Origin of the sequence: Sphingopyxis sp. (assembly GCF_025869345.1) — a bacterium.
In the GTDB taxonomy this organism is placed as follows: Bacteria; Pseudomonadota; Alphaproteobacteria; order Sphingomonadales; family Sphingomonadaceae; genus Sphingopyxis.
On record NZ_JAOZVW010000058.1, the window covers coordinates 14092 to 28684 of the forward strand.

Consider the following 14593-nt stretch of genomic DNA (forward strand, 5'->3'; position numbering starts at 1 on the left):
CCTCTATGTCAAATAATAATCATAGACGTATAATATATAGATAATGTAAGATCGCAAACATAGGGCTGAACAGGCCCAGCCAAGGGGAGATGCTCGATGCGTAAAAGAACCGGCCTTGCGATGATATTGGGCCTGTGGGCGCTGGGCGGAACCTCCGCGCTGGCCGCCGGTTCGCCGCATTACAGCGCCGAAATCCGCCGCACCGGCTTTGGCGTTCCCCACATCAAGGCGGCGGACGAAGGCAGCCTGGGCTTCGGCCTCGGCTATGCCTATGCACAGGATAATGTCTGCATGTTCGCCGAGGAAATGGTGACGGTGGCGGGCGAGCGCTCGCGCTATTTCGCGCCCGATGCGACCGGCGGACCCGACATCGATTCGGGTTCGATCCGGGCCGACAACCGGACCTCGGACCTGTATTTCGGGCTGGTCAACAGCCCGGCCGAGGTGGCCGAGGCGTGGCGCGCGCAGCCGGCGGCGGTGCAGGCGCGGGTGGCGGGCTATGTCGCGGGTTTCAACCGCTATCTCGCCGACACCGGCGGCGCGGCGCTGCCCGCCGCCTGCCGGTCCAAGCCGTGGGTCCGGCCGCTGACTACCGACGACATCATGCGGCTGATGCGGCGCTATGCGCTGGAAGGAAGCTCGCTGCAATTCGTCAAGGAGCTGGTCGGCGCCAAGCCGCCCGCCCCCGGCGCGTCGCCGGCGGAGGTCGCAGCCGATTTCAGCGCGGTGGCGCGGCGCAACGCATCCTATGGCGTCGGCAGCAACGCCGTAGCGCTGGGCAAGGATGCGACCGGCGACGGGCGCGGGCTGCTGCTCGGCAATCCGCATTATCCATGGCAGGGCATATTGCGCTTTTACCAGTTCCACCTGACCATGCCGGGCCAGCTCGACGTGATGGGCGCGTCGCTCGCCGGGCTGCCGGTGGTCAACATCGGCTTTACCCGCGACTTCGCGTGGAGCCACACGGTCAACACCTCGGCGCATTTCACCCTTCACGTGCTCGAACTCGATCCCGCCGATCCGACCCGCTACCGCGTCGGCGACCGCTGGCTGACGATGGAAAAGAAGGGCGTGTCGATCATGGTCGGGGACAAGACCGAACGCCATGATTTCTGGCAGACCATCTATGGCCCCATCGTCGCGAAGCCCGGTGCGTTCGAATGGAGCGCGACCAGGGCCTATGCGCTGGGCGACGCCAACGCCGGCAACGACCGCATGATCGAAATGTGGCACGCGATGGATAGCGCGCCGACGCTCGAGGTCTTTGCCGACCGCGTCCAGTCTGTGCTCGGTCTGCCGTGGGTCAACACCATCGCCGCCGACCGCGACGGCCGCGCGCTCTATCTGGGGGTGACCGTCGTCCCCAACGTTTCCGCCGCCAAGCAGGCGCGCTGCGTCGCCGAACCCTATCGCGCGCTGGTGGCGGAGGGCGTGATGGTGCTCGACGGCAGCAACCCCGGCTGCGCGTGGGACGAGGTGCCCGGCCTGCGCCAGAAGGGCATCGTTCCCGGTGACCGGCTGCCCGTGCTGTGGCGCAGCGACTATGTGCAGAATTCCAACGACAGCGCCTGGCTGACCAACGCCAGGGCGCCGCTGACCGGCTATCCCGACATCGTCAGCGCAGAAGATGTCGCGCAGGGCGGCCGCACCCGGATGGGGATCGAACAGATCGACGCGCGGCTCGCGGGCACCGACGGGCGGCCCGGCGACCGCTTCGACGCGCGGTCGCTGCACGACATCGCGTTCAGCAACCGCGTCTTCTATGGCGGGCTGCTCCACGGCGACATCGCGCAATTGTGCGCCGAGCCCGGCTCGGTGACCATCGAAGGCGAGACGATCGACCTCGCCGCCCCCTGCGCGACGCTGACCGCGTGGGACGGCACGACCAATCCGGCGAGCATTGGCTATCCGCTGTTCGCGGCGTGGTGGAACCCGCTCGAATTTCAGCGGGACATCTGGGCGGCGCCGTTCGACCCGCACAACCCGGTGGCGACGCCGCACAGCCTGAAACTGGGGGACCCCGCGGTGCGCGCGCGGCTGCGCGAGGCGCTGGGCAAGGCGGTGGTGGCACAACGCAAGGACGGGATCGACTGGACCCGGCCGTGGGGCGAGATCCAATATGTCGATACCCGCGGCGGCCGGGTGCCGGTGCCCGGCGGCGCAGGGGGCGACGTCTATAACAGCATGTATAGCGTGCTGGCGCCGGGCGGCGGGCATATGGTGCCGACGCTGGGCAGCAGCTATATCCAGATCGTCGGTTTCGACGACGATGGTCCGGTGGCGCAGGCGCTGCTCGCCTATTCGAATTCGTCCGATCCGGCATCGCCGCATTCGGACGATCAGGCGGCGAGCTTCGCCAAGGGCGAACTGAAGCCGCAGCCCTTTACGGAGGCGCAGATCAAGGCCGATCCCGCCTATCGCACGATGACGGTGGCGCAATGACGACCCGCCGCGCCCTGATCGGCGGCGCGCTCGGTGTTGGCATATCGCTGAGCGCCCGAAGCGCGCGCGCCGCGCCGACCGCGGCCGGCGATCTCGACCGCTGGTTTCGCGAACGGCTGACCGCCGAGGGACTGCCGGGCGGGGCGGCGGCGATCGCGCGCCCGGGCCGACCGCCGCATCTGCTGACCGCCGGGCAGGCCAGCCTGCCCTTCGGGGTCGCGGTGACGCCCGGAACATTGTTCCACATCGGATCGGTCGGCAAGCATGTCACCGCCGCCGCCGTCCTGCGCCTCGTCGATGCCGGACGCGTGGACCTGAACGCCGGGATCGGCCGCTATGTCGCGGGGTTACCGCAGGCCTGGCAGGCGGCGCCGGTCGCGACGATTCTCAATCACAGCAGCGGCATTCCCGATTGGGACAGCATCGTCTGGGACCGTCCGTGGAGCCGCGCCGACGTGCTCGCCTGGGCCAGGGGCCGCGCGCTCGATTTCGCGCCGGGGGCGGCGTGGTCCTATTCCAACGCCGCCTTCACGCTGCTCGGCTATCTGATCGAGGAGGTGACGGGCGCACCCTATGCCGCGAGTGTCGACGCCATGTTTCGCGCCGCCGGGCTGCGCGATGCACGGGTCGACGACGGCGAAGCGGTGATCGCGGGCCGCGCCGAACCCTATGCGATGGTCGACGGCGTCATCCGCCATGCCACGCCGATGTCGTCGACCATATCGTCGGTCGCGGCGGGAGGCGTGCTGATGTCGGCGCGCGACGTGCCGCTCTGGTCGGCGGCGCTGTGGAACGGCTCGCTGCTGTCGGCCGCCTCGATGCAGCGGATGCACACGCCGACCCGGCTGAACGGCGGCCGGCCCTGCTATTACAACATGGGCTGGGTCATCGACCGCCTGCCCGGCCGGACGCCCTTTCTGTGGCATACCGGCAGCGTGTCGGGGTTCCGCGCCTGCCATTATCACGATCCCGCCAGCGGCCTGACGATGATGATGGCCGTCAACGCCGACAGCGACGCGATCGGGGCGATCGGCCTCGACCTGATCGAGCAGGTCGCGCCGGGCAGCACCCCCGCCTCGCTGCCCGTCATCGCCGATCCCATGCCCGAACGCACCGCCCTGTTCGGCGCCCTGATGCGCCGCGAGCATCCGGCCGATCCGGCGTTGTTCGCGCCCGAGATGCGCGTGCTGGTCGAGCGGCTGGGCGCCGACGCGCTCGACGATTACAGCGAAGACACCCCGCCGCTGTCCGCGGTCGATCTGGTGCAGGAAAGCCGGGCGGGCGACGACCTGCGCCGCCGCTACCGCCTGACCGTCGCCGGGCGGCACGACTTCGTCACCGTCGGCTATACGAAGGGCGGGCTGATCTACGAGATCAGTTCGCTCTGATCTCCATCCAGTCGACGATCGCCGCGACCCCGGTGCGGACCGGATCGACGCACGGCAGGCCGAGCCGGTCCTGCGTGCGCGCGATCAGGTCTGCGGCGGCCGCTTCGCTCAACGACGAGGTGTTGAGGCTGATCCCCACCACCCGCGCGTCGGCATTGGTCAGCCGGGCGCAATCGGTATAGCGCGCGATGCAATCGCCAAGGCCGGGCTGCGGATAGGCGGGGAAGTCACCGAGCGTCGTGCGCGACGGATCGGCGCACAGCACCATCGCGTCGGGCTGGCTGCCGTGGAGCAGCCCCAGCGTGACCCCGGCATAGGCGGGATGGAACAGCGATCCCTGCCCCTCGACCACGTCCCAATGATCGTCTGCGGCGGCGGGCGACAGCGAGGCGGCGGCGGCGGCGACGAAATCGGAGATCACCGCATCGACCGATATGCCGCTACCGGCGATCAATATGCCGGTCTGGCCGGTCGCGCGGAAATCGGCGGCGACCGACCGCGCGCGCAGTTCGCGTTCGATGGCGAGCGCGGTATACATCTTGCCCACCGCGCAGTCGGCGCCGACGGTGATCAGCCGCTTGCCGGGGCGGCGCTCGAAACCGCCGATCGCGAAATTTTCGGTCGGGTGGCGGACGTCGTGGAGCCGGCGTCCCGCCACCGTCGCCGCGGCGACCAGTTCGGGCACGTCGGTCAGCCGGGCATGGAGCCCGCTGGCGATATCCATGCCGGCGCGGATCGCCGCGACCAGATCGCCGATCCAGCGGTCGGGCAGCATCCCGCCCGCCGGGGCCGCGCCGATCAGCAGCGTCCTGACCCCCGCCGCCGCCGCTTCTTCCGGCGTCATCTCGGGCAGGCCGAGGTCGAGCGTCGATCCCGGATAGCGGAACTGCGCGGCGCAGGCGTCGGGCCGCCAGTGGCGCACGCCGAACGCGGTCTTGGCGTGCGGGGCGTCGGCGAGGAAGAGCAGATAGGGCTGGGCAATGGTCATGGCATGTCCGTTTCGTTGGTGGGTTCAGCCCCAGAGGCCGGGGGCGGGCGGGTCGATCCAGCCGTCGCGATAGGCCAGCGAGGGGTCGCGGTCGCGGCCCATCAGCAAGGGCGCATCGAGATCGACGAAGCGGCAGGCGGGGGCGAGCAGCATCGCCGGCGCCATCGCCAGCGACGTGCCGAGCATACAGCCGACCATCGTGTCGAGCCCGGCCGCCCGCGCAGCGCGCAGCAGGCGGACCGCTTCGGTCAGCCCCCCCGTCTTGTCGAGCTTGATGTTGACGACGTCGTAGCGGCCGGCGAGCTTTGCGACGTCCGCCGCGACGTGGCAGGATTCGTCGGCGCCGATCGGCAGCGGGCGGTGGCAATCGGCCAGCGGCGCATCCATCCCGGCGCGGAACGGCTGTTCGACCATCTCGATCCCCGCCGCCGCCATCGCAGGCATGTGGCGTGCGAAGTCGGCGGGGGTCCAGGCTTCGTTGATGTCGGCGATCAGCCGCTTGCCCGGAACGGCGGAACGGATTGCCGCGACGCGCGCGCTGTCGTCGGCGCCGCCGAGCTTCAGCTTCAGCAGCGCGTGGCCGGTCGCCGCGCGCGCCGCCGCGGCCATGGCTTCGGGCGTGTCGATGCTGATCGTGAACACGGTTTCGACGGCAACCGGGCGCGCCAGGCCGAGCAGCGCCCAGACAGGCGTCGCTTCGCGGCGCGCGCGCAGATCCCAGACCGCGCAGTCGACCGCGTTGCGCGCGGCACCCGGGGGGAAATCGTCGTGGATATCGGCCCAGACCGCACCGGCGCGCAAGGCGCCGAGCATCGCCTCCACCTGCGCCAGGACCCCGGCGGGCGTCTCGCCATAATGGCCCACCGGGCAGCATTCGCCCCGTCCCCGGTGGCGCCCGTCGTCGAGCGTGACGAGGACCACGGCGACATCGTCGAACCGCTCGCGCGAAATGGTGAAGGGCGTCGCCAGCGCCCATCGCTCGACGACGGCTTCGGCGCGCAGGGGGGCGGTCATTCGGCTGCCTCCGGCGCCGGAACGGCCGGTTCCGGCCCCTTGCCCAGCCGCGAATGGCGGTGCCCATAGAGGATGTAGATCGCCGCCCCGGCCAGCGCGTGGCCGCCCAGCAGCATCGCCGGCACCGGATTGCCCGCCCAGATCTTCTGCCCGACATCGAACAGCAAAGGTCCCGCCATCGCGCTGCACAAGAGGATGCCGGCGAGCGGCGTGACGCCGATCCAGAGGCCGCGCACCCGGAACCCGCCCAGCGGGACGCGGAACGGGCGTTCGATTTCGGGATGGGTGTTGCGCAGCCAGATCACGGTGAAACAGATGATCGCGAAAGAGATCGCGGTGCCCAGGCTGACGAGATCGCCGAGCAGCGTGATCGGCAGAAAGGCGGCGGCCACCGCCATACCGATTGCGAGTGCGATCGTCCCGCCCCAGGGCGTGCAATAGCGCGGGTGCAGGCGGGCGAATAGCGGCGGCATCAACCCGTCGCGCGACATCGCGAAAAAGACGCGCGACTGGCCGTAGGACAGCACCAGCAGCACCGAGGTCAGGCCGATCACCGCGCCCAGTTTGATCACCAGCGCGAACCAGGGCTTGTGCATCGCCTCGACCGCGACCCCCAGCGGATCGGGAACGCCGAGTTCGCGGAACGGCACCACCCCGGTCAGCACCGCGGCGACGCCGATATAGAGCAAGGTGCAGATGGTCAGCGCGCCGAGGATGCCGATCGGCAGGTCGCGCTGCGGGTTGCGCGCTTCGGCACCGGCAGTCGAGACGGTCTCGAACCCGATATAGGCGAAAAAGATTACCGACGCCGCGCGGAACACTCCCGGCCAGCCATAGGCAAAGCCGCCTTCGTTGGCCGGGATGAACGGCACCCAGTTGGCGGGGTCGATCGCACCGGCGCCGATCGCGACGAAGACCAGCAGGATGCCCGCCTTGATCGCGACGATGACGCTGTTCACCGCCGCCGATTGCGACACGCCGAACAACAGCGGGACCGTCACCAGCAGGATGATCGCCGCGGCGACCAGATTGACCGATCCGCCGATCGAGACCTGGCCGGTCCCGGCATCGGCGACATGGATCAGCGGGGTCGTCAGCGCAGCGGAAACATGAAGGCCGAAATCGGCGGCAAGGCTGGTGAAATAGCCCGAAAAGCCGACCGCCACCGTGGCGCCGGCGACGCCGTATTCGAGCACGATCAGCCATCCCATCGTCCACGCCGCAACTTCGCCCAGCGTCGCATAGGCATAGGTGTAGGACGATCCCGACACCGGCATCGTCGATGCCAGCTCGGCATAGCAGAGCGCGGCAAAGGCACAGGCAAAGCCGGCGATGACAAAGGAGATCAGCACCGCCGGTCCGGCAAAGGTGGCCGCCGCCGTTCCGGTCATCACATAGATGCCGGCGCCGATCGTCGATCCGACGCCGAGAAACATCAGATCGATGGGGCCGAGCGACCGTTTCAGCCCGTGGTCGACCGATTCGATGCGGACCTGGGCGACGCTCTTGCGAACGAACAGGCCGTTTTTTCTAACGCGTGTCATGGTCCGGCTCCCTTGCACCGACTATGCCCGGACCGGGTGAGGCGTGCCTTTCCTATCGGGATCAAACCCAATCGGGATCGGGCCAGACTTGTTCGAAAACCGGGGGATTCGCGCCATTTCAAAAATGATGAAAATCTTTCAAAATATCAGTATTGACGAATTTTGAAGAAATTATATAGTCAACGCGAAACTGGGGAGAGGGCAACGATCGCGGACGACAAGGCGCGGCGATGCCACCGGACATTTCGGGAGGAATGAGGATGGCTGGCAAGACGAACGGGACCGCATCGATCAGAAGGGCTGCGTTGGCCGGCGCCGGCCTGTTCGCCTTCGCCCTGCCGCAGGGCGCCTTCGCCCAGGAGGCCAAACCCGCCGCCGGGCATGACGACAACACCATCATCGTCACCGCCAACAAACGGGCCGAGGCGCTGACATCGGTCGCGATGGCGATCAGCGTCGAGACCGGCGAAAAGCTGGACCGCCAGAATGCCAACGGCCTGATGGATTATCTGGGCAACATGCCCAATGTGTCGATGCAGACCTTCGGGTCGCCCGGCCTCGCCAAGGTCGTGATCCGCGGCATCAACAGCGTCACCTTCAACGCGACGACCGGCACCTATATCGACGATGTGCCGTTCGGATCGTCGACGCTGTTCGCTGGCGGCGCATTGCTGACCCCCGACCTCGATCCCAGCATCCTCGAACGGGTGGAAGTGTTGAAGGGACCGCAGGGCACGCTTTATGGCGCCAGCGCCCCCGGCGGCGTGCTGAAGTTCGTTACCAAAGCGCCCGACACGCGCGAATTTTCGTTCGGCGCGAAACAGGAAGTGTCGTCGGTCCGCCATGGCGAGACCGGCTTTTCGCTGCGCGCCAACGTCAACCTTCCGATCGCGGCAGACCGGCTGGCGCTGCGCGTCAGCGGATTCTACCGCCGCGATCCGGGCTATCTGGACAATGCCGTCGATGGCGAAAAGGACGTCAACCGCGTGGTGTCGAAGGGCCTCAACGCGTCGCTGCTGTGGACGCCGACCGAAAATCTGTCGATCCGGCTGGGCGGCATCATTCAGCAATTGAACAGCGAGGGCATCAACGGCGTCGCGGTGGATCAGGCGGCCTTCTTCGGGTTCATTCCCGACGAGCCTCGCGCGATCATCCCGACCTATGGCCGCTATGACAGCGAGTTCACGACGCCCGAATGGAATCATACCCGCACCCAGGTCGGGTCGGCGACGATCACCTATGACCTCGGCTCCGATATCTCGCTGGTGTCGGCAACAAGCTATTCGGTCGCGCGCAACCGCAAGCGCGCGGACTATACGCCCGACTATGTCGATCTGGTGCCGCCGGGGGATCGCGTGCAGTTCCTCTATGGCCTCGAGACCAAGAAGTTCACGCAGGAGCTGCGCCTGTCGTCGACCGGCGACGGGCCGCTGCAATGGCTGGTCGGCGGCTTCTATACCAAGGAGAAGTCGGAGTTCATCTCGATCTTCCAGCCGATCCTGCCGAGCGACGCCTTCGACACCTCGACGCTACGCGTCTATGACGGAAACGAGCACAGCAGATATCGGGAATATGCCGTTTTCGGCAACCTCACTTACTATCTGACCCCCGAACTGGATATGACGGTCGGGCTGCGCTACGCGCACAACAAGACCAGCCTGCGCGGCCGCGACCTGGGTCTGATCGGCAATCCCGACGATCCGACGGTGCCGCTCGCCTATACGCTGCCGACATCGAGCGAGGGGGTCGTGAGCTATCTCGCCAACCTCCGCTGGCAGCCTAGCGACAAGCTGATGTTCTATGCGCGCGCCGCCAGCGGCTATCGCCCGGGCGGCCCCCGCACCTTGCCCGAAGGCGTGCCGGCCCCTCCCGGCTTCACCAACCAGTTCGGGTCGGAAACGCTGTGGAACTACGAAGTCGGCGCGCGCGCCAGCTTGCTGGACAATCGCCTGACGCTGAGCGGCGCGCTCTATTATATCGACTGGAAGAACATTCAGGGTTTCGTCGCCTTCGGCGCCTTCGGGGCATTCGGCAATGCCGGCGACGCCGAGAGCAAGGGTTTCGAACTGGAAGTGACCGCCCGGCCGTTCGACGGCCTGTCGATCGCCGGCGGCGTCGGCTACTCCGATGCGACGCTGACCCGATCGGACCCCACTTTCGGCGGGACGGTGGGCGGCGCGCTGCCCTTTGCCCCGAAATGGACGTTCAGCATCAATCCCGAATATGAATGGAACGTCGGCGGCGACTGGCGCGCCTTTGTCGGCGGCAATATCCAATATCAATCGCGGCGCTGGTCGAACATCGAAGGCGTATTCCTGTCGGTTCCGCTCGAAGCCTATGAAACGGTCGACGTTCATCTGGGCCTGCGGTCGGACAAGTTCGACATCACGCTGTTCGCGAAGAATCTGTTCGATGTCTATGCGGGTGTCGCGGACAACAGCACGATGTTCTTCGCACCCGCCAAATTGGGGATCAACACGCCGCGGACCATCGGCGTCAGCTTCAGCCAGCGGTTCTGACGAGAGGCAACGGCCGCGCCGACACGGAGGTTCCATGCTTCAACGCCGCCCCGACCTGCCCGATCCGGCCCCGCCGTTTCCGCGCGGTGAAGGGCGCTGCGGCGAAGGGCGGATATTGTTCACCCTCTCCGGGATCGTCGTGGTCAGCGTCGACAACGGCAGTTGGGTGCTGCCCCCGCAGCGCGCGCTGTGGGTGCCCAGGGGGGTCGATTACAGCAGCTTCGCCCGCAAGTCGGGCGCGCTGCGCAGCTTTGCGCTTGCCGGCACCGAAACCATGGCGGTGCCGGGCGCGGTGCGGCTGCTCAACCTGTCCCCCTTTTTCCGCGAATTGCTGATCGAGGCCTCGCGCGACGAGGATAGCGCCGGTCAGTCGGTGCGCAGCGCGTGCCTCAAATCCCTTATCCTCAGCGAGTTCGAGGGAAATCTGCACCCCGCGAGCCGGATGGTCGCGCCCCGCGACAGCCGCCTGCTGAACATCTGTCAGGCGATCCTCGCCGATCCATCGGACAATCGCACCATCGACGATTGGGCACGGACCGTGGGGATGAGCCGGCGCGCGCTGACGCGCAATTTCCGCCAGCAGACCGGACTCAGCCTCGCCGTGTGGCGGCAGCAGGCGCGGCTCGAGGAAGCGACGGCGCGGCTCAGGATGGGCGAATCGGTGACGCGCGTCGCCTATGAAGTCGGCTATGAAAGCATCGCGACCTTCAGCATGATCTTTCGCCAGAACTTCGGCATGTCGCCATCGCGCTATGCCCGATCGGACGCGGTGGCCGGCGTGCGTGGCTAGAATCCGCCGGTGGGGTGCAACGCTGGCCGCGCTGTTGCTGGCGGGGTGCGCGGCATCGCAACCGCCCTCCTATGACCTGCTGATCCGGCACGGAACGATCGTCGACGGGTCGGGGAGAGCGGCTTTCACCGGCGACGTCGCCGTGCGGGGCGACCGCATCGCCTATGTCGGCGCCCACGCGCCGGGCACCGCGCGCCGGACCATCGACGCGGCCGGCAAGGCGGTGGCGCCGGGGTTCATCAACATGCTGAGCTGGGCGACCGAATCGCTGCTGATCGACGGGCGGGGTGAGAGCGACCTTCGCCAGGGCGTGACGCTGGAGGTGATGGGCGAAGGCAGTTCGATGGGGCCGCTGACCCCGACGATGGCGAAAGCACTGGTCGCGCAGCAGGAAGAGGGGCTCCGCTATCCGGTGCGCTGGACGACGCTGGGCGGCTATCTGGACCATGTCGCGGCACAGGGGGTCGCGCCCAATATCGCCTCCTTCCTCGGCGCCGCGACGGCGCGCGAAATGGTGCTGGGCGATACCGCCGCCGCCCCCGATCCGGCGCAGCTGCGCGCGATGCAGGGCGTCGTCCGGCAGGCGATGGACGAAGGCGCGATGGGGGTCGCCTCGGCGCTCATCTATCCCCCCGGCGCCTTTGCCAGGACCCCCGAGCTGGCGGCGCTCGCCGGGACTGCGGCGCGTTGCGGCGGGATCTATGCGACGCATCTGCGCAGCGAGGGGGACCGCTTTCTCGAAAGCGTCGACGAGGCGATCGCGATCGGCCGCGCGGCCGATGTGCCCGTCCATTTCTATCACCTCAAAGTCGGCGGGCGCGACAATTGGCCGAAGATGGCGGCGGCAATCGCGCGGATCGAGGCGGCGCGCCGGTCGGGGCTCAGGGTGAGCGCCGATGTCTATCCCTATATCGCCTCGGGAACCGGCCTCGACGCGTCGATGCCGCCGTGGCTGTTCGACGGCGGCATGGAGGCGGGGATCGCGCGGCTGAAGAATCCCGCCACCCGCCGCCGCGTCGTCGCCGAGATGCAGGGCAAGGGCGACTGGGAAAATGTGCTGCGCATGGCCGGGCCCGACAAGGCGGTGATCGCCGGCGTCCGCACCGCCGCGCTGCAGCCGCTGGTCGGCCGCACCCTGGCCGACATCGCGCGCGAGCGCGGCGTGTCGGCCGAGGAAGCGGCGATCGAACTGGTCGTCGCCGACCGCGGCCGGGTCGACACCATCTATCAGACGATGGACGAGGATAATCTGCGCGCCGCGCTCGCCTGGCCGTTCACCGCCATCGGATCGGACGCGCCGGCGATCGCGGCGGAAGGCGCGTTCCTGAACGGCCGCGCCCATCCGCGCACCTATGGCAGCTTCGCGCGCGTGCTGGCGCGCTATGCGCGCGACGAGAAGCGCCTGTCGCTGCCCGAGGCGGTGCGGCGGATGAGCGGCCTTCCCGCCGCGATCCTGGGGCTGGCCGACCGCGGCCTGCTGCGAACCGGCTATCTTGCCGATATCGTCCTGTTCGACCCGGAGACGATCGCCGACCATGCCAGCTTCGCCGATCCGCACCGCTACGCGACCGGCGTATCCGACGTATTCGTCAACGGCATCGCGGCGCTCGCGGACGGAAAGCCCACCGGCGCGGCGCCGGGCCGGGTCGTGCGCGGGCGCGGGTGGAAGGCCTGCCCCGCGAAGTGACCGCTCAATCGGCGTCCGACTGGATCAGCGGCCCGCAATCGGCGGCGACGTCTTCCGCCGCCCACGCCGCCGCCCCGTCGATCGCTCGGCGATAAACCGGCATCGCGGCCGCCATCGCCGCGTCCTGATAGGATCGGCGGGTCGGCGACGCCGCCTCGCGCAGATAGCGCCTCGCCATCCGCCCCGCCGCGCTGTCATGCCCGCGAGACGCATAAAGCCAGCGTTCCCACATCGTCGTGCGCGTGTCGGGTTCGGGCGAGTGGATGAAATCGTCGGGATCGCAGCAGAATTCGATCAGCGCGCCGGCAAGGTCGGTCCGCGGCGCCAGCGCGCGGCGCAGGCCCCACATCAGGACGCCGTGATGATGCGGGCGCCGCTGCGAGGTGCCGCTGGCCCATTGGGCGTCGACAGTGGCGGGGTCGAGCGCCTCTTCGCCCCACCATTGCCCTGCCCGCCGGTGCAGCGCGCCGCCGCCGCTCGCGTCGAAGCCGACGAAGATCAGGCGGCCGTCGCCGATCGGGATCAGGCTGTGCCAGTCGATATAGGCGACGTGGCGCGCGCGGCCGCAGCGCCGGGTGACGATGCCGGTCACGATCCGCGACGACCATTGCGGCGCGTCGCCGCCATATTCGACCCCGTCCGGGTCGGCATATTGGCCGCAGCTCAGTGCATTGGCGACCGCCCAGTCGCCATGGACCGCGACCGCCTCCGCCACCGCCGCATCCCATTCGCCGACCAGCGCCTCGTCGAGCCCGGTGCGCCGCGGCAGATCGCCCTGGATGGCCGCATAGACCGGGTTCGCGGGCGGCGGCGCGGCGAAATCGATGAAATTGCGGTTGAGATCGACATTGTTCTCGTTGACCCGCAGCATGTGAGCGAAGCCGAACGGGTTGACCGCATGGACGAACAGCATCGCGACGCCCTGCGGCAGCGGCTGCCCACCATGAAGGGTCAGCCAGTGGACCTGCGCCGCCGATCCGTTGAAGCCTTCGGCGCCGTGCGTCCCCGACAGCGACAGGACGACGACGTCGGCGTCCTCGGGGCCCAGCCAGGCGGCATCGAGGAACAGGGGCTCGCCGTCCGGCCCGTCGTGGCCGGGCAGCCGATGCGCTTCCAATATCGCGCCGGCGCGCTCGGCGGCGCTGCGAAACCTGGCGCGCGCTTCGCTATAATCTCCGGCAAAGGCGGGGTGCGGATCGGCGGGCGCGGGGCGGTCGTCGTGGAGCCGCGCGATCCGCACCGCCATCGCATCGCGCCGGTCACGCAAGGCGGCGGGGCCCGGATCGGCCAGGCGCGCGCGCCAGTCGGCGGCCACCCGCGCCTGCAATTCGGGCGTCCAGGCGGGAAAGGGTTCGTGATGGACGAGCTCGCGGCCGAAATCGAAGGCGGCGATATGCGTCAGCCACGCGGCGGGATCGGCGTCGCGGATATTCAACGCATAGCCGCCGAACAGTCCGACCGCGGCGGTGCGCGGTCCGATGCCGTGCATCAGCGCCGCGTCGACCTCAGCCACCGTCGCCTCCCCGCGGGCGACCATCTGCAACGCTTCGCGCGCAATCGCCATCTGCAGCCGGTTCGCGAGGAATCCGGTGACCTCGCGGTCCAGCCGCAGCGGGCGCTTGCCCGCCGAGCGATAGAAGGCGCAGGCGCGTTCGACCGCCGCTGCGCTGGTCGCGGGGCCGCCCACCACCTCGACCAGCGGGATCGCATAGGGCGGGTTGATCGGATGGCCGATCAGCAGCCGCCCGGGATGGCGGCATCGCACCGCAAGCCGCGAGATCGGGAAATCGGACGTGCTCGACGCGATGACCACCCCGGCGGGCGCGATGCGGTCGATATCGGCGAACAGGCGCTGTTTCAGCTCCAGCGATTCGGGGGCGCTTTCCTGCACGAACGTCGCGCCGGCCAGCGCCGTTTCGAGGCAGCCGGTAAAGAACAGACGCGCGCGGATCGCATGGGCCGGCACGTCGAGCACCCCCGCCACGCGGATCGCCATGGCGTCGAGCGCCGCCGCCGCCGCCGGATCGGGGTCCTGCACATTCACGCGACAGCCGCGCGCTGCGAACAGCGCCGCCCAGGCATTGCCGATCACCCCGGCCCCGATGCAGGCCACCGTCTCCTCGCGCATCTCCACCCCCGTCGCTGCCGCTTCGCAAATGTCATTATTATTCCAATAATCACAGATTGACAACTTTTGTAATTTTGAGATCATTGGTGGCGC

At 68.4% G+C, this 14593-nt stretch carries 9 protein-coding genes; 5 read left to right on the forward strand and 4 right to left on the reverse strand.

Features of this window, described 5'->3' with window-relative positions; all coding sequences use genetic code 11:
- Positions 1-96 precede the first annotated feature (96 nt).
- Together OJI97_RS06395 and OJI97_RS06400 are read left to right on the forward strand one after the other, a co-directional pair.
- Positions 97-2442, forward strand: a complete 2346-nt coding sequence (locus OJI97_RS06395; protein WP_297662195.1) for a penicillin acylase family protein — start codon at positions 97-99, stop codon at positions 2440-2442.
- Positions 2439-3830 (forward strand): serine hydrolase, encoded by a 1392-nt coding sequence (locus OJI97_RS06400; protein WP_297662197.1) that lies wholly within the window; start codon positions 2439-2441, stop codon positions 3828-3830. Before OJI97_RS06395 ends, OJI97_RS06400 begins: the two co-directional genes overlap by 4 nt.
- Here the strand turns inward: OJI97_RS06400 and OJI97_RS06405 are convergent.
- From OJI97_RS06405 to OJI97_RS06415, 3 genes are read right to left on the reverse strand one after another with little or no spacing between them, the layout of a single operon-like run.
- Positions 3817-4818: a DUF1611 domain-containing protein gene (locus OJI97_RS06405; RefSeq protein ID WP_297662199.1), complete on the reverse strand. Its 1002-nt coding sequence runs from the start codon at positions 4816-4818 to the stop codon at positions 3817-3819. The genes OJI97_RS06400 and OJI97_RS06405 overlap by 14 nt on opposite strands.
- A gap of 24 nt (positions 4819-4842) precedes the next feature.
- On the reverse strand, positions 4843-5832 hold the full coding sequence (dgcA, locus tag OJI97_RS06410; protein ID WP_297662201.1) for an N-acetyl-D-Glu racemase DgcA: 990 nt from the start codon (positions 5830-5832) through the stop codon (positions 4843-4845).
- Positions 5829-7376, reverse strand: a complete 1548-nt coding sequence (locus OJI97_RS06415; protein ID WP_297662203.1) for an amino acid permease — start codon at positions 7374-7376, stop codon at positions 5829-5831. Before OJI97_RS06415 ends, dgcA begins: the two co-directional genes overlap by 4 nt.
- A 260-nt stretch (positions 7377-7636) precedes the next feature.
- Between OJI97_RS06415 and OJI97_RS06420 the strand changes: the two genes are divergently transcribed.
- Genes OJI97_RS06420 through OJI97_RS06430 form a run of 3 tightly spaced genes read left to right on the forward strand, consistent with a single transcriptional unit; the run spans position 7637 to position 12372 of the window.
- Positions 7637-9895: a TonB-dependent receptor gene (locus OJI97_RS06420; protein ID WP_297662205.1), complete on the forward strand. Its 2259-nt coding sequence runs from the start codon at positions 7637-7639 to the stop codon at positions 9893-9895.
- 34 nt (positions 9896-9929) lie between these two features.
- Positions 9930-10685 (forward strand): AraC family transcriptional regulator, encoded by a 756-nt coding sequence (locus OJI97_RS06425; protein WP_297662207.1) that lies wholly within the window; start codon positions 9930-9932, stop codon positions 10683-10685.
- On the forward strand, positions 10678-12372 hold the full coding sequence (locus OJI97_RS06430) for an amidohydrolase family protein (protein WP_297662209.1): 1695 nt from the start codon (positions 10678-10680) through the stop codon (positions 12370-12372). Before OJI97_RS06425 ends, OJI97_RS06430 begins: the two co-directional genes overlap by 8 nt.
- Positions 12373-12376: 4 nt before the next feature.
- Here OJI97_RS06430 and OJI97_RS06435 read toward each other — a convergent pair whose 3' ends face one another.
- Positions 12377-14500: a DUF2817 domain-containing protein gene (locus tag OJI97_RS06435; protein ID WP_297662211.1), complete on the reverse strand. Its 2124-nt coding sequence runs from the start codon at positions 14498-14500 to the stop codon at positions 12377-12379.
- Between the last annotated feature and the right edge of the window lie 93 nt (positions 14501-14593).